This window comes from Ilumatobacter sp. (genome assembly GCF_965215205.1).
Taxonomy (GTDB): Bacteria; Actinomycetota; Acidimicrobiia; order Acidimicrobiales; family Ilumatobacteraceae; genus Ilumatobacter_A.
On sequence record NZ_OZ244049.1, the window covers coordinates 2,476,543 to 2,491,227 of the forward strand.

General features: G+C 67.6%; 12 protein-coding genes, 1 tRNA gene and 1 pseudogene. 3 read left to right on the forward strand and 11 right to left on the reverse strand.

All coding sequences use genetic code 11. The features are described from left to right. Positions 1–66: 66 nt before the first annotated feature. Positions 67–2,445: an HAD-IC family P-type ATPase gene (locus ACOOHC_RS11655; RefSeq protein ID WP_420450577.1), complete on the reverse strand. Its 2,379-nt coding sequence runs from the start codon at positions 2,443–2,445 to the stop codon at positions 67–69. 97 nt (positions 2,446–2,542) lie between these two features. Beyond that, positions 2,543–3,391 (reverse strand): enoyl-CoA hydratase-related protein, encoded by an 849-nt coding sequence (locus ACOOHC_RS11660; protein ID WP_420450578.1) that lies wholly within the window; start codon positions 3,389–3,391, stop codon positions 2,543–2,545. Positions 3,392–3,541: 150 nt separating this feature from the next. Between ACOOHC_RS11660 and ACOOHC_RS11665 the strand changes: the two genes are divergently transcribed. Beyond that, positions 3,542–5,350 carry a flavin-containing monooxygenase gene (locus ACOOHC_RS11665; protein ID WP_420450579.1) on the forward strand — a complete coding sequence of 603 codons (1,809 nt, stop codon included), beginning with the start codon at positions 3,542–3,544 and terminating at the stop codon, positions 5,348–5,350. 79 nt (positions 5,351–5,429) lie between these two features. Here the strand turns inward: ACOOHC_RS11665 and ACOOHC_RS11670 are convergent, their stop codons facing one another. From ACOOHC_RS11670 to ACOOHC_RS11690, 5 genes are all read right to left on the reverse strand, one after another. After that, complete coding sequence (locus ACOOHC_RS11670; RefSeq protein ID WP_420450580.1) at positions 5,430–5,786, reverse strand: DUF427 domain-containing protein; 357 nt, start codon at positions 5,784–5,786, stop codon at positions 5,430–5,432. A gap of 184 nt (positions 5,787–5,970) precedes the next feature. Then, positions 5,971–6,165: a hypothetical protein gene (locus tag ACOOHC_RS11675; RefSeq protein ID WP_420450581.1), complete on the reverse strand. Its 195-nt coding sequence runs from the start codon at positions 6,163–6,165 to the stop codon at positions 5,971–5,973. A 283-nt stretch (positions 6,166–6,448) separates the two neighbouring features. After that, positions 6,449–6,943, reverse strand: coding sequence for a hypothetical protein (locus ACOOHC_RS11680; protein ID WP_420450582.1), 495 nt, complete (start codon positions 6,941–6,943; stop codon positions 6,449–6,451). Positions 6,944–6,951: 8 nt separating this feature from the next. Beyond that, the gene (locus ACOOHC_RS11685) at positions 6,952–8,250 is read right to left on the reverse strand and encodes an ISL3 family transposase (RefSeq protein ID WP_420450218.1); all 1,299 of its coding nucleotides are present in this window, start codon (positions 8,248–8,250) and stop codon (positions 6,952–6,954) included. Positions 8,251–8,310: 60 nt separating this feature from the next. Continuing rightward, entirely contained in the window at positions 8,311–9,042 is a 732-nt protein-coding gene (locus tag ACOOHC_RS11690) for a DUF4062 domain-containing protein (protein ID WP_420450583.1), read from the reverse strand. A 178-nt stretch (positions 9,043–9,220) separates the two neighbouring features. Between ACOOHC_RS11690 and ACOOHC_RS11695 the strand changes: the two genes are divergently transcribed. Further along, positions 9,221–9,424, forward strand: coding sequence for a transposase (locus tag ACOOHC_RS11695; protein ID WP_420450584.1), 204 nt, complete (start codon positions 9,221–9,223; stop codon positions 9,422–9,424). Positions 9,425–9,481: 57 nt separating this feature from the next. After that, positions 9,482–10,330: pseudogene (locus ACOOHC_RS11700) on the forward strand (IS3 family transposase); the annotation flags it as partial. Between the two features lie 219 nt (positions 10,331–10,549). Here the strand turns inward: ACOOHC_RS11700 and ACOOHC_RS11705 are convergent. The 4 genes from ACOOHC_RS11705 to ACOOHC_RS11720 all read right to left on the reverse strand — a co-directional run bounded on the left by ACOOHC_RS11705 (position 10,550) and on the right by ACOOHC_RS11720 (position 14,588). Beyond that, positions 10,550–11,800, reverse strand: a complete 1,251-nt coding sequence (locus ACOOHC_RS11705) for a YecA family protein (protein WP_420450585.1) — start codon at positions 11,798–11,800, stop codon at positions 10,550–10,552. 7 nt (positions 11,801–11,807) lie between these two features. Then, on the reverse strand, positions 11,808–12,740 hold the full coding sequence (locus ACOOHC_RS11710; RefSeq protein WP_420450586.1) for a tyrosine-type recombinase/integrase: 933 nt from the start codon (positions 12,738–12,740) through the stop codon (positions 11,808–11,810). 290 nt (positions 12,741–13,030) lie between these two features. Then, positions 13,031–13,108 (reverse strand) — tRNA-Pro (locus ACOOHC_RS11715). A gap of 103 nt (positions 13,109–13,211) precedes the next feature. Then, positions 13,212–14,588, reverse strand: coding sequence for a hypothetical protein (locus tag ACOOHC_RS11720; RefSeq protein WP_420450587.1), 1,377 nt, complete (start codon positions 14,586–14,588; stop codon positions 13,212–13,214). Positions 14,589–14,685 lie beyond the last annotated feature (97 nt).

The window sequence follows — 14,685 nt, forward strand, 5'->3', positions numbered from 1 at the left end:
GGACCGGCGAGCGGGCACCCGGGCGAGCGGCGTGGAGGAACCACCGTTCGGGCGACCCCGTCGCGGTCACCGTCGTTCGTCTCCCCGCTCGACCCGGTCGGTGACGCGACCGACGAGCACCACGGCGGCGCCCGCCAGCGACGCGGCGATCGCGACGATCAGCCAGGCGGTGGCGTCGCTCGTCAGGTCGAGCTCGAAGAAGCGGCGTGCGAGGGGGATCGCCAGCATCGCGGCGTAGCCGAGCCCCATCGCGGCGACGAGCGCCACCTTCCACGCGCTCAGCGGGCGGCTGACGACGGCGAGGACGACGAGGCCGACCGCGAGGAGGGTGAGGGTGGCGAGGGTGCGCGCCTCGTCCAGATCCACGCCGGACCGGTCGCGGACGAGCTCGTAGGTGGCGAACGTCGCGGCGCCGGCCGCCGTCCCGGCCGGGAGCGAGAAGCGCAGCACGCGACGCAGGAAGCCGGTGCGCACCCGGTCCTCCTCGGGCGCGAGCGCCAGGAAGAAGCCGGGGATCCCGATGCTGAACGTCCCGATCAACGTGAGCTGGCGGGGCAGGAACGGGAACGGGGTCCCGATCGCGCCGATGGCGAGGGTGAGCAGGACCGCGTACGTCGCCTTCGTCACGAAGAGGTTCGCGACGCGCTCGACGTTGTTGATCACCTTGCGACCCTCGGTGACGACGGTCGGCAGGCTGGCGAACGAGTCGTCGGTCAGCACCAGGTCCGCGACGGCCCGCGTCGCCTCGCTCCCCGATCCCATCGAGATCCCGAGGTCGGCCTCCTTCAGCGCCAGCACGTCGTTCACCCCGTCGCCGGTCATCGCGACCACGCGCCCCCGCGACCGCAGCGCCCGGACCATCTCCTGCTTCTGGCGCGGAGCGACGCGCCCGAAGACCGAGCCGGCCTCGAGGGCGTCGGCGAGCTCGTCGGCGTCCTCGGGCAGGGTGCGGGCGTCGACCCCCTCGATCGGCCGGTCGCCGCTCGCGACGAGCCCGGCGCGCCGGGCGATCGCCGCCACCGACTCGTGGTTGTCGCCGGAGATGACCTTGACGGTCACCCCCTGCCCGGCGAAGTACTCCAGGATCTCGGGGGCATCGGGTCGGATCTCGTCCTCGAGCTCGACGATCGCGGCGGGTGCGCTGCCGGCGGGCGCCTCGTCGCCGTCGGGACCCTCGTCGCTGGTCACGAGAGCGAGCAGTCGACGACCGGCGTCGCCGAGGTCCCCCACGACCTCGCGGGCGGGGTCGTCGTCGGCGAGGAGGAAGTCCGGAGCGCCGACGTAGTACCAGCCGCGGCCGGCGAACGACACCGCCGACCACTTGCGGGCGCTCGAGAACGGTTCGATCTCCTCCACCGACCACCCCGGGTCCTCGTCGTCGGCGAGCGCGTCGACGATCGCCGCCATCGTCGGGTTCGGGGTGTCGTCAGCCGCCCCGATCGCGGCGAGCGCGGCCCGGGCCTCGTCGGCCGTGGTCTCGCCGAGGGGGTGGACGTCGACGTAGCGGATCTCACCGGTCGTGATGGTGCCGGTCTTGTCGAGGCACAGCACGTCGACGCGGGCGAGCACCTCGACGGTCGTGAGCTGCTTCGCCAGGGCGTTCCGCCGGGTGAGCTCGAGCATCCCGGCGACGAACGCGAGGCTCGTCAGGAGCACCAGCCCGTCGGGGACCATCGCGACGGCGGCCGCCACCGTGCCCTGCAGCGCCGCCTGCCAGGTGTCCTCGGCTCGCAGCAGCGACACGAGCAGCAGCGAGCCGGCGACGGGGATGATCACGGTCAACCACCGCAGGATCCGGTCGACGGCGCCACGCAGCTCGGATTCGGCCTCGTCGAACCGCTTCGCCTCGCCCGCCAGGCCCGCCGCGTAGCTGTCCGCGCCGACGGCCGTGGTCACCGCACGTGCGCTGCCGGCGACGACGAAGCTGCCCGACATCACGGTGTCACCGGGCTCCTTGCCGACGGGGTCCGACTCCCCGGTCAGCATCGACTCGTCCATCCGCAGTCCGGTGGCCGTGACGACCTCGCCGTCGACCGACGCCTGCTCGCCCGTCGAGAGCTCGACGAAGTCGCCGTGGACGATGTCGGCGGTGTCGATCTCGACCTTCTCGCCGGCCCGCACGACCGTGGCCCGGGCGGCGGTGACGACCTCGAGCCGGGCGAGCTCGCGACGGGCCCGCACCTCCTGCACCACCCCGACCACCGAGTTCGACACGACGACGCCCACGAACAACCCGTCGCGCCACTCCCCCGCGACGAGCACGAGCACGAAGAGCACGAGCATGATCGCGTTGACCGGGGTGAGCACGTTGGCGCTCACGATGGCCGCGAACGACCTCCCGGGCGGCTCGGGGGTGACGTTGACCCGCCCGGCGGCCACCCGCTCGGCGACCTCGTCGTCGTCGAGTCCCTCGGCTCCGGTGCGAGGGGCGTCGAGCGCGGTCACCCGGCCAGTGAACAGGGGGGTCGACGCGTCCGTGGCGTGACGGGCGCGACCGTGCGGGCTCGAACCCCTGCGCGCACCCGTCTGCCGGCGGTGGGGGTCACTCGCCGGTGAAGGTGGGTGATCGCTTCTCGACGAACGTCGCGGCCGCCTCGCGGTGGTCGGCCGTCGACATGGTGAGGACCATGTTCTCGGCCTCGGCGTCGAGCGCCTCGGCCAGATCGCTCGTGATCGCCCGGTTCAGGTTCTCCTTCATCTTCGCGATCGCGATCGGGGCGCGCTCGGCGAGACCGCGGCACCAGTCCAGCGCCGCCTCGCCGAAGGCGTCGTCGGGCAGCACCTGGTTGACGATCCCGAGCTGGGCGGCCTCGGCCGCCGTGAGGCGCGGCGAGGTGAAGTAGAGCTCCTTGGCCTTGGCGGACCCGACGAGGTGGGTGAGGAACCACGATCCGCCGAAGTCGCCGGACGCGCCGACGTTCGCGAAGGCGGTCACGATCACCGCGCGCTCCGCGGCGATCCGCAGGTCGGCGGCGAGCGCGATCGACAGCCCGGCACCGGCGGCCGCTCCCGGGAGCGCGGCCACGACCGGCTTCGCGAACCGGTGGATCGCGAGCGACGTCTGGTCGTGGAGGCCGCGCAGCTGCTCGACGGCGGTGGATCGATCGTCGGATCGGCCCGCGCGGGGACGCCCCGACGTGTGCGACTCGTTCATCCCCTTGACGTCACCACCGGCGCAGAACGCCCCTTCGGCGCCGGTGATCATGACGACGCGCACCTCGTCGTCCGACTCGAACGCCGTCAGGGCGGCGCCGATCCCTGCGTACATCGCGTTCGACAGTGCGTTGCGACGCTCGGGCCGGTTGAAGGTGATGACACCGACCCGCCCGTCGACGTGGGCGAGCAGGTCGTCGGTGCCGGTGTCGATGCGCTCGTGCGCGGTGTCGGTCATCGGCTCATCGTGGCAGTCGACCGGGGGCCCGATCGAAGCGTCGGCGTGCGGGCCTGCCGGCCCCGCCGGGTCGGGGCGGCACGACGGAGGTGACACGTGCCGTTCGGGTCGACCCGAGGCGGGGCGCCGGGTGTGGCTACCGTCGCCGCCATGACGGTCCAGGAACTCGGATTCGACCCCGACGAGCTGCGCGAGCGCTACCGCGCCGAGCGCGACAAGCGGGTCCGGCGCGACGGGAACGAGCAGTACATCGAGGTGGTCGGCGACTACTCCTCCTTCGTCGACGACCCGTACCTCGACGAGGTCATCGAGCGCGAGCCGCTGACCGACGAGACCGACGTGATCGTGGTGGGCGGCGGTTTCGGCGGGCTCCTCGCCGGCGCCCACCTGCGCCGGCACGGCGTCGGCGACGTCCGGATCATCGAGAAGGGCGGCGACTTCGGCGGCACGTGGTACTGGAACCGCTACCCGGGCGCGATGTGCGACGTCGAGTCGTACGTCTACCTCCCGCTGCTCGAGGAGCTCGACTACGTGCCGAGCGAGAAGTACGTCCGCGCGGCGGAGATCCTCGCCCACAGCCGGGCGATCGGCGAGCACTTCGACCTGTACGAGAACGCCTGCTTCCAGACCGAGGTCACGGGCATCGCGTGGGACGCCGACTCGTCGCGGTGGATCGTGTCGACGTCGCGGGGCGACGCGATGCGTGCGCGCTTCGTCGTGATGGCGAACGGGCCGCTCCACCGACCGAAGCTGCCGGGGATCCCGGGGATCAACGAGTTCACGGGCCACACCTTCCACACCAGTCGCTGGGACTACGACTACACCGGCGGCGGCCCGCAGGGCGGCCTGACCGGCCTGGCCGGCAAGCGGGTCGGCATCATCGGCACCGGAGCGACGGCGGTGCAGTGCGTCCCCCACCTCGCCGAGGGCGCCGAGAGCCTGGTCGTGTTCCAGCGCACCCCGTCGTCGATCGACGTGCGGAACAACCGCCCGACCGACCCGGAGTGGGCGGCGTCGCTCGAGCCCGGCTGGCAGACCGAGCGGATGGAGAACTTCAACGCGCTCGTGACGGGGCAGCCCCAGCCGGTCGACCTGGTCGACGACGGCTGGACCGACATCATCGGCAAGCTGCTCGTCCGGCTGCAGAAGCAGGGCGACGACGCGGACGTGTCGGCGGACGGGATCGGCCGCTCGATGGAGCTCGCCGACTTCGAGAAGATGGAGGAGGTCCGGCGACGGGCCCAGGAGATCGTCGACGATCCGGACACGGCGGAGTCGCTCAAGCCGTGGTACCGCCAGTTCTGCAAGCGGCCCTGCTTCCACGACGAGTACCTCGACGCCTACAACCGGCCGAACGTGACGCTCGTCGACACCGATGGGCAGGGCGTCGAGCGGGTGACCGAGCGCGGCATCGTCGCGAACGGGGTCGAGCACGAGCTCGACTGCGTCGTCTTCGCCACCGGCTTCGAGGTCGGGACCGACTACTCGCGGCGCGCCGGCTACGACGTGACGGGCCGCTCCGGCACCACGCTGTCGGAGAGGTGGGCCGACGGGATGACGAGCCTGCACGGCATGTTCGTGCACGAGTTCCCGAACCTGGCGGTGATGAGCCCGGGCCAGGCCGGCTTCACCGTGAGCTTCCCCCACCTGCTCGCCGAGCAGGCCGCCCACATCGCCCACGTCGTCGACCACCTCCTCGATCTCCCCGACGAGACGGCCACCGTCGAGGTCACCGCCGAGGCCGAGCAGGAGTGGGTCGACACCGTGATCGACAAGGCGCGCATCTCGTTGCCGTTCCTCGAGTCGTGCACCCCCGGCTACTACAACAACGAGGGCCAGCCCGAGAAGCGCGCGGCGCAGAACACCTCGTACGGCGGCGGCTCGATCGAGTACTTCGGCATCCTCGCCGACTGGCGTGACGACGGGGGCTTCCCCGGTCTCGAGTTCGCCGATCGCTGACGTCCGCCGTCGCTGCGCCCCTCGGGCTCGAGCCGGCCTCCGCCGATGTCATCTCGTCGCGAACCGGGACGTCGCCCGCTCAGATCGGGGTGCCGTCGACCGTGATCTCGGCACGGTCGGCGAAGAAGGCGACGTGGCCCTCGATCTCCTCGGCACCTTCCTTCGGCTGCTCGTAGCTCCACGCGATCGCGTCGTGGGTCCGGCCGCCCGCGTCGATGGTCCAGTACGAGGCATCGCCCTTGAACGGGCAGTGCGTGCTCAGCTCGATCGGGCGGGCCTCCGCGACGAGATCGGACTTCGGGAGGTAGTAGGCGGTCGGGAGACCGGTCTCCTCGAGCAGGATCGGCCGCTCGGACTCGGCGACCACGTCACCGTCGAGGCGGACCTCGACGGTGACGTTCTCGGCGTGCGTGCTGATCGTGTGTCCCTGGGTCATGTCCGGTGCAACGCCGAGCGCGTCGTCTGCATTCCATCTCGGCGTCTGAACTCCTCTCGGCGTGGCGGTCCACGACGGGCCGCGCGCGTTCGCGCCGGTGTCGACGACTGTCACCGTGACGTCGCGGATCATCCCAGCCGCTCGGATCGACGCGGTCGCGAACGTGGTTGTGCGACCGACACGATCACGCCCGGGCCGTCGCCGTGGAGCCCGATGGCGCCGACCACCACCACCGGACGGCCACGACGGCGGCGCCGACGACCGCTCCCCGCACCACCGTCGCCCCGTCCTGGCGCACGACGAGCAGCTCGCCGGCGCCCTGGTAGAGCGTGCGGACGTGGATGGAGGACTCGGAGCCGAGCGCCTCGACCACGGCCACCTCACCGGGACACCACCCGGCCTCGGACCGACGGATCGATCGCGTGCACCGTGGTCGGGGTGGGGAGATTCGAACTCCCGGCCTCCTGCTCCCAAATCTGGAAATGGAGGTGCTTCAGGTAACGCCGTTTAGTGCCGAATCTCGTCGATTTCTGGCGAGCTAGCTGGGGTGATGCGCGAACTGGTTGAGAATCGCCGGACAAGGCGTCACGTGCCAGTGCACGCCGGATTAATACATCAGCGTTACCGACGGGCGCCGACGGTGCGGCAGAACCAAGCGATGGTCAAAAGGGTTCCTCGTCACTATATGCCGGGTCTGGCGCCTTCTTCTGAGGAATGAGGTACACGGTCTCGGAGAAGTCGTCATACGCGTAACGGGACGTCCGAGCGAAACGCTGACCCACACTCACATCGCTACTTAGCACGCCGTCGAACACAGCCATCCGCTGGCCAACCGGCAACGCAACGAACGCTGACCATTCGTCAGCGAGTCGGCGAAATCGCGTGATGCTCATCTGCCCAAGCCGCAGCTCGTCGGCGGTTCGGAGAAGTACGCGGGTCATCTGTTGCGACCCCTCGTCGGCGGGAGTCTCGTGGACCTCCTCGACACCCGCTCGCTCTAGGAGTTCGTCCCATGCGATGGCCTGCTCAACGGCTCCTCTGAGGTCGCTAGCGTTCAGACTCCTTAGGACCTCAAGTAGCAATCGAAACTGTATAACGGACCGAGCAACATCCCGCGATGTTGTATCGCCCATTGACGAGAGGATGGCAACCTTCAAATCCGGCTCTACGCGGCTGAGCGTGGTGGGTGGCTTCGCAGTCGTGCGGTGGGGTGAGTGTGCCAGTCGACGCCTGCGTGGAGCAAGAGGCGGAGTCGGTAGTTGTCGAAGCTGGCGAAGCCGTGGCCGACTCGTTTGATCTTCTTGATCAGCAAGTTGATGCCCTCGGTCGGCCCGTTGGAGAGTCCGCCGGTGGTGTGGAACGCGAGGATCTCGGTCTCCCACGAACTGATTGTCTTGGCGAGGCGGACGAGTTCGCCGACCTCGGCGTCAGCCACGAACGTGTAGAAGACGTGGAGTCGTTGGCGGGCCTCAGCGAGGGTGCCGGCGGTGTAGATCTCCCGAACGAGTTCCTTGCCCAGCCAGGCTGCTCCGACCTCGCCGTAGCGGTCACCGACCAGTCCCGCCTCGACGCGTTCGAGCTGGCGTTCGGTGAGGCGTTCGTAGCCGCGTAGCAACAGTCGGCGAATGCCGTAGAGCGGATCACCGGTGCGGCCTCGGTGCCCGAGGGTGTCTTGTTGCACCCGTCTGCGCACGTCGTCAACAGCGCGGTTGGCGAGCCCGACAGCATGGAACCGGTCGACAACGACGACCACGTCGGGCAAGGTCGCGGTGAGCCCGTTGGCGTAACCGCGGTGCGGATCGAGAGCGACCTGGTCGATCCCGGCCAGCCAACCAGCGGGTTGTTGTGCGAGCCAGGAATCAACAGCAGCACCGGTCCGGTCCAACACGACGTCGAGGAGTCGCGGTCGGGCGAGGTCGACGAAACCAGTGATGTAGCTCGTGTGACCGCGATGCTTCGATGGCCGCTGGAACGCTGTCTCGTCCAGGCCGAGCTTGGTGACATGGCCGATTCGATCGGGGTCGTTGACGAGGCGTCGGCCGTGCACGTTGACGGCGTTCATCGCGCACGCCCAGCCGACACCGAAGTCGCGGCCGACCGCCGCGACCGAGTCGCCGTCCTCGCCGACCCGGCGACAGATCTCGAACCCGGCCCGCTCGGTCAGCGACGCCCGAGACGCGATCGCGTCGAGGGTCTCGGTCCACGTCACCGTCGCACACAGCGGCTCGCGGCAGCGCCAGATCCGCTTCACCCAAACGAGCACCGTCGCTCGTCCCCACGTCGCCAGATCGCGCACCCTGACACGCCGACGGCCGTGCGCTTTCGCGATCACTCCGCACGAGCGGCACCCGACCCGGTCGTTGGTTGTCTCGATCGTGATCGTCACCTCGACGCCGACCTCGACAGCGCAGATCCGCACACCAATCAGCCCGAGCAGCGCGTCCGCGTTGCTACCTTCAATCATCCCGTGGTCTCCTCGTCTCGCAGTTGTGGAAGACCGCAAGACTTGCGAGGCCACGGGACCTCAACAGTGGATGCTCAAGAAACCACCACCACGCTCAAGCGCGAAGAGCCTCAAATCCTCGAGCTGCTCCGACAGAGTGTCAACCCGGTGCGTCCGCTGGGAAGACTGCCGAGACTCGGCGAGCAATCGTTTAAACAATGAAGCCCATTGCCGCTTGAGTGTCGCTTCAATCTCCTCGATCCGAGAGAAGGGGAAGATTGCGTTATTAACGACGCGAGCATTCAGGAAGTCCAGAAACGTAAAGATATACCGGGCGAACTCAGGTTGCGATATCGATGCGAAATCAATGTCATCTGCAAACGATTTATCACGGTTGGCAATGTAGGTTGCATGATCGTGGAGCACACGCTCCTCAACGAACGAGAAGACCGGCAACCCGTCTTGCACGGCCTTTAGCAGCTCAATCTGAGTGATGGAGACTTGAGATCCACCGATCGCATCGATTGCTCCGCCTCCTTCGAATCTTTCAAGTAGATCGTCGTCGATTTGCGCAAGGGCTGACGGATTGGCCACGCTGCCAAATCGCGAACCAACGATCAGAACCATCGCGTCACATGAGGCAAGCTCTTTCAGGCAGCTTGATTGTGCGTTGTCCCGAGGATCGTAAAGAATGTCGGCGTACTCGCTTAGGACTGGTTCGTACGATAGTGAGAGTATGGCCGACCTCAACTGTCCGCGAGCATGTCCGAGGTCATACGCGGTCGAAGAAACGAAGACTCGGGGCGCCGCCATCGGTTCAACGATAGCCCTGAAGAGTTCTTCTTGTGCATCAGAACACTGGTTGTCTGCTGCCGGACGACGTCAGCGACATCAACCCACTACATCCACCCCTGTGCGTAGCAAACGACACCCGCCGATTCGAAGTGGACACTTGATTCTGGGGATGACCCCTCAGAGGAAGGAGGCCCGGATGGGTCGTCCAGCGAAGTATCCAGCAGAGTTCCGATGCGAAGCGTTGGCGCTCGTGAAGTCATCAGGCCGACCAATCGCGGAGGTCGCGAGATCTCTGTCGATCGCGGAGGGCACCTTGTGGAATTGGGTGAGAGCCGATCGAGACAGTCCGAGCGTGATGCCGACCCCGACGCATTGTCTGAGTCCGAACGCGCCGAGCTGAAGCGGCTCCGCAAGGAGAACGTGCAGCTCGCGACTGACATGGAGATCCTGCGCAAGGCTGCAGCGCCTTTCGCGAGGAGACGAACAGGTGACCGGCTTCCGGTTCGTCGACGATCACCAAGCCGGCCACCGCACCGTCGACCTGTGCCGCATCGCTGGTGTCGCGAGGTCGAGCTACTACGCGTGGCGCACCCGAACACCGTGCGCCCGCCAGCGAGCCAACGCCGAGTTACTGATCGAGATTCGCGAGAACCACGAACAATCGCGACGCACGTATGGGGCGCCCCGGGTCACGGGCCAGTTGCGGCGACGAGGCCATCGTGTCGGCCACAACCGCGTGGCTCGGCTGATGGCCGACAACCACCTGGTCGGAGCGCACGCACGCCAAAAGTTTCGGCGCGGCCGGCACCCCAAGATCGTGCCGGCCCCCGATCTGTTGCAACGCGACTTCACCGCGGAGCGGCCCGACACTCGATGGGTTGCGGACGTCTCGGAGTTCACGTGCTGGGACGGAAAGCTCTATCTCGCCGGGATCCGTGACCTCCACGACCACACCCTCGTCGGCTGGTCGATGGACGAACGCCAGACCACCGACCTCGTCATCGCTGCGTTGGTGATGGCGCTCGGACGCCACAACACCGGCCGCGATCTCGTTCACCACGCCGACCACGGGACCCACGGCGGATTCCACTACACGTCGCTCAAGTTCACCAACCGACGCCACGACTGGGGCCTTATCGGCAGCTACGGATCGGTCGGTGACTGCTACGACAACTCCGCCATCGAGGGCTACTGGGCGACGATGAAGACCGAGATCCGCCACATCTGGGGACCTTTCGGTGAGCGCACCCGATCCGAGGTACGCACGATCCTGTTCGACTACATCGAGACGTTCTACAACCGCACCCGACACAACAAGCCCTCGGCCACCGCGCCCCCGCCGAGGTCTACGCTCACGCCCAGACCGGCTGATCAGCCGGGACCCCGTGTCCATCAGAACGGGTCAACTCCACGAACCCCGAACTCCCACTCCCGCAGCTGCTCGGTCTACCTTCAGGCGGTTGAGACCACAACAGTCGGTATTCGACGGAGACGCGGGTGGGCGCAGCTGAGCCTCTCGGCGGCGTCAGCGCGCCCGGTTGGCGACATCAAGGTGGCAGCGCTTGAACTTCTCACCCGATCCACAGGGGCATGGTTCGTTGCGGCCGACCGACGTCGGCGACACCATCCGTCCACGTTCCCGATCGAACATCCCATGCTCGCAGAGAATCGCCCAGCGAATCTCCGAGGGAACTGTGCTGCGATGGCCCGTGACGAGCACGCTGCTCTGGAGAACACTTCCATCCTCGGCCTGGACTCTCGCGATTCCCAGTGTCGGCCCCGGGACTGCAAAATGAAGCGCCAGTTCGTCGTGACGAACCGCGGTGAGCGCTGCCAGCCACGCCGCCACGTCCGACTCCGCATCGTCATAGTTCGTTGCCTGATCGGTGAGGAACACGATCGAGCCAACACCCGGCTCGACCCTCATCATGCCGCTCTTCCTCAACCCGGACTCTAGTGACTTCGACGCGACATCGATCAACTTCGCACCAAACTCTACGCGGTGCAGCGGCGGGAGCGCATCCAGCACCTCGATGGCTAGGCGCTGATCGTCCGGGTCGCTCCAAGGGCCCTCGCCTGGCGCTTGACCGCCGATTACTTCGATCCGCTCGTCAACAACGAGCGCGTGAATCAGGTCGCGATCACGGAGCGGCTCACCGGGCAACATCGGAAGGCTGGTCTTCGACCCAGGCGCTCCCGAATCGGCGTCTGCGAACCGGAAGTAGCGCTCGGACTCGTTGTCCAGGGTGACGTGGGTATTGGAACCAAGCACCCGCTCGACGTAGCTGATGACTGCCGACGTCGATAGCAGCATGGAGTGCAATGCCTCCCAGTCTCGGCGAGAGATCACCAGAGTGTTGCTGTCCTCGGACTCTGGCCAGAACATCTCCGGCATCACGGGCATGTCGACGATGATCACCCCAGGCCACTCGCTCCCTCTTCCAGCCAGGGACTTCTCGTGGCCGCGCATCGACCTCACCACAACATCGCCATTTGAAGCCAGGGTCCGGCGCGTGCCAAAAACCTGTCGCTCCGCAGCTGCTATCTCCTTTGCAGCCCAACGAGCCGCGCGCTCCGGAGAGTCCTCGGCCGACGGCTGACGGGCCTTCGACTGCAAGATCAACCCTCGGTCGCCGGCGATCAACAAACCGTCGCTGACTTCGCGGGTCGCGCCGCCCTTCCCCACGAGTACGGGCTCGAACACGAAGTCAGGAACGCCAAGGCTGGCCGCCACTCGACGCACCGCTCTCTCAGACTGGATGCCCCAATCCGACACGTCTAGGTCACCGTCGACCAATCCGCTCAACCACCGCCAGCTGACTGGTCGGGAGGGCATGCGCGTAGGTGTTCATGAGCATCTCGGGGCTGTGACCGAGGATGTCGGCGATGGCTCGAAGCTCGCCCAGGTCCTTCGACTGCTGGACCATGTGCGTCGCCGCCGTGTGGCGCAGACCGTGTGAGGTCAGCCTCGGTAGCCCGGCTCGCTGGACGAATCGTTCGAGCGCCCGGTCATACGACCTCGGCAACACGAGACCGCCCTGGCGGGTGGCGATGATCAGATCGTTGTCCACCCACTCGGCCCCGGCAGCCAACCGCTCAGCCGCCTGCTCGGCTCGACGGCGGGTCATTACTCGCAGCGTCTCGTCGACGAGCGGGATCGTCCGGCGTGACCGCTCGTTCTCTGCGTTGCTCCACGACGCACCGAAGCGGACGGCGACGAGGCTCTCGTGGATGCGGAGCGTGCCGGCCTCGTCGTCGAAGCCGTCCCACTTCAACGCCAGCAGCTCACTTCGTCGCAGTCCGTAGAGAACGTTCAGCCTGAAGGCGATCGCCCAGCGATGCCACGACGTCGCTTCGAGGAACGCTTCGACCTCGTCGACGGTCCACGTCTCGGTCTCCTTCTCACGAACCGGCTTCGCCACCGTCCGGGGCAAGCCGACCCGAGCCGCTGGGCTTCGAGGGATCAATCCCTCGTCGACGGCCTCGGTCAACGCAGCGCGCAGAACCGTCCGGCAGATCTGGACCGATCGTCTAGACAGCTTGCCGCCGTTCGCCAGCGCCTCGATCCAACCGGCTACGTCATCACGGTCGAGCATCGACAGCTCGATCGCACCGAGTCCAGCCTCGATGTGCGGGATCGCCCAGGCGTACTGCTCTTGCGCCTTCGGGGTGATGCCGGTCCGGCCGGCGACGTAGCGCCGCACGAGCCAGCTCACCGTCCCCGTCGCGACGGCCACGTCCTCGGCGCGCATCTGCCGAGCGGCCGCGTTCGCCGACCGCTGGGACTGGAACGTGCCGAGCCGTTTTGGTTTGTGCTTGCCCGTGACGGTGTCGATCCCGCCGACGCGCACGACGTACTTCCCGCGCTGCTTGCGGACCGTCGGTCGACCGGTTGCCTTCCACGCCATCGGCGCTCTCCTCGATGCTCAGCCGCCCCCGGACTGATACATCGGTGATGCAACAGCGTGTCAACCCGGTCGCCGAGCTGGAAAACACCAACTCAACGTGGTCGGGGTGGGGAGATTCGAACTCCCGGCCTCCTGCTCCCAAAGCAGGCGCGCTAACCAAGCTGCGCTACACCCCGTGCGCGCTCAACCTACCGGCGACGACGTCATGGGATGGGGAGCGGGCGAACGCTCGCGACATCGCACGTCGTGCGATGTCGCGGGCGCTCGAGTCGGTGTCGATCAGGGCGTGGGGCAGGGCTCCAGGAACCGGCGCAAGCCGCTCCCGCCCGTGCCGGTGGTGAAGTCGCACCCGAGCGTCGGCGACGAGATGTCACCGATCAGGTCCTCCCCGTCGGGGCGCTCACCGGTCTCGACCCAGGTGAACAGGTCGGTGTACGACTCGATCCACTCCTCACCGGTGAACGAGCAGTGCCCGATGTCGCGGATCGCCCGGGTGACGAGCAGGTCCTCGAGACCGTTGTCGCGCACCTCCCGGGTGTAGATCTGCGCCATCTCGATCGGCACGAACAGGTCGCCCGTCGTGTGGATCACGAGCACCGGGACCGACGGGGTGCCGTCGATGATCGGCGCCGGCTTCAGACCGTTGGACTTGCGGATGCGGTTCGAGCCGTCGATCCGCTTGACGACGTCGTCGATCGCGAAGCCGTACTCGGCGGCGTAGCTGGTGTCGGTGTTCTGCGACGCGATCCCGGGACGGTTGGCGATCGTGCCGTCACCCTCGCCGAGGGCGAAGAAGAAGTCACCGGTCGGGCTGGCGAGGCCGTGCCAGAAGTTCCAGGCGACGTCGTAGGTCACGCGGTCGCCTCCGGACCCCTCCTCGACGAAGTCCTTGAACTCCTGACCGTCGGCCGTCAGCGGGGACGGAGCGCCGAGGATCTGCGGGAACCCACCCGCCCACGCCCCACCCGGGACGGTCGACAGCTCGGCCTTGATCTCGGGCACGGTGGTCGCCAGCCAGTCCTCGTCGGGGTACTCGTAGTCGGGGGCGAGGCCTGCGATCGCCGCGGAGCCGACGTTGTAGTCGAGGAAGTAGTCGAACAGCTCGACGTCGCCGAGCACGCCGCAGGCCGGCAGGGCGCCGTCCCACAGGTTCGGGTACTTCTCGATCGCGGCCGCCGTGACGTGGCCACCCATCGACACCCCCGCGAGGTAGGTCTCGTCGAGCTCGCCCTCGCTGCGCAGGGTGCGCTCCATGAACCTGGTGAGGTTCTTCGTGTCGAGCACGCCGATCCCCGGGTCGTAGCTGTTGCGCCGGTAGCTCGAGGCCGCCCACGCGTAACCCTCCTCGGACAGGAACTCGTACTGCGGCGGCGCGTCGACCGTGAGCTCGGGGCCCTCGCCGCGGTACCCGTGCGCCCAGATCAGCAGATCGCCGTTCCAGTCGTCGGGGACGTGGGCGATGTAGGCGGCACCGGCGATCTCACCGGAGAACGTGTCGCCGTCGGTGGCGGCCTCGACCTCGGCGACCTCGTCGGCCACCTGCTCGGCGTCGATCTCGTAGGTCGGGCCCTTCTTCGCCGACGCCGTGAGCGGGGCGATCCCGAGCGCGAGCGATGCGGCGCCGAGAGCGCAGATGTACGGGGTGCGTCGGAGCATGTGTGTCCTCTCGTCAGCCGGCCTCGTCGCCGGTCCGGTGGTCGAAGCTAGACGTGTCGTACGACACACGCCAATCGGGCCCCGCTCGTCGCGGAGG

Bases quoted from the DNA above. Each gene is read 5' to 3' on its own strand.
- ACOOHC_RS11660 (WP_420450578.1), bottom strand. From the start codon at position 3,391: ATGACCGACACCGCGCACGAGCGCATCGACACCGGCACCGACGACCTG.
- ACOOHC_RS11665 (WP_420450579.1), top strand. From the start codon at position 3,542: ATGACGGTCCAGGAACTCGGATTCGACCCCGACGAGCTGCGCGAGCGC.
- ACOOHC_RS11670 (WP_420450580.1), bottom strand. From the start codon at position 5,786: ATGACCCAGGGACACACGATCAGCACGCACGCCGAGAACGTCACCGTC.
- ACOOHC_RS11685 (WP_420450218.1), bottom strand. From the start codon at position 8,250: ATGATTGAAGGTAGCAACGCGGACGCGCTGCTCGGGCTGATTGGTGTG.
- ACOOHC_RS11690 (WP_420450583.1), bottom strand. From the start codon at position 9,042: ATGGCGGCGCCCCGAGTCTTCGTTTCTTCGACCGCGTATGACCTCGGA.
- ACOOHC_RS11695 (WP_420450584.1), top strand. From the start codon at position 9,221: ATGGGTCGTCCAGCGAAGTATCCAGCAGAGTTCCGATGCGAAGCGTTG.
- ACOOHC_RS11720 (WP_420450587.1), bottom strand. From the start codon at position 14,588: ATGCTCCGACGCACCCCGTACATCTGCGCTCTCGGCGCCGCATCGCTC.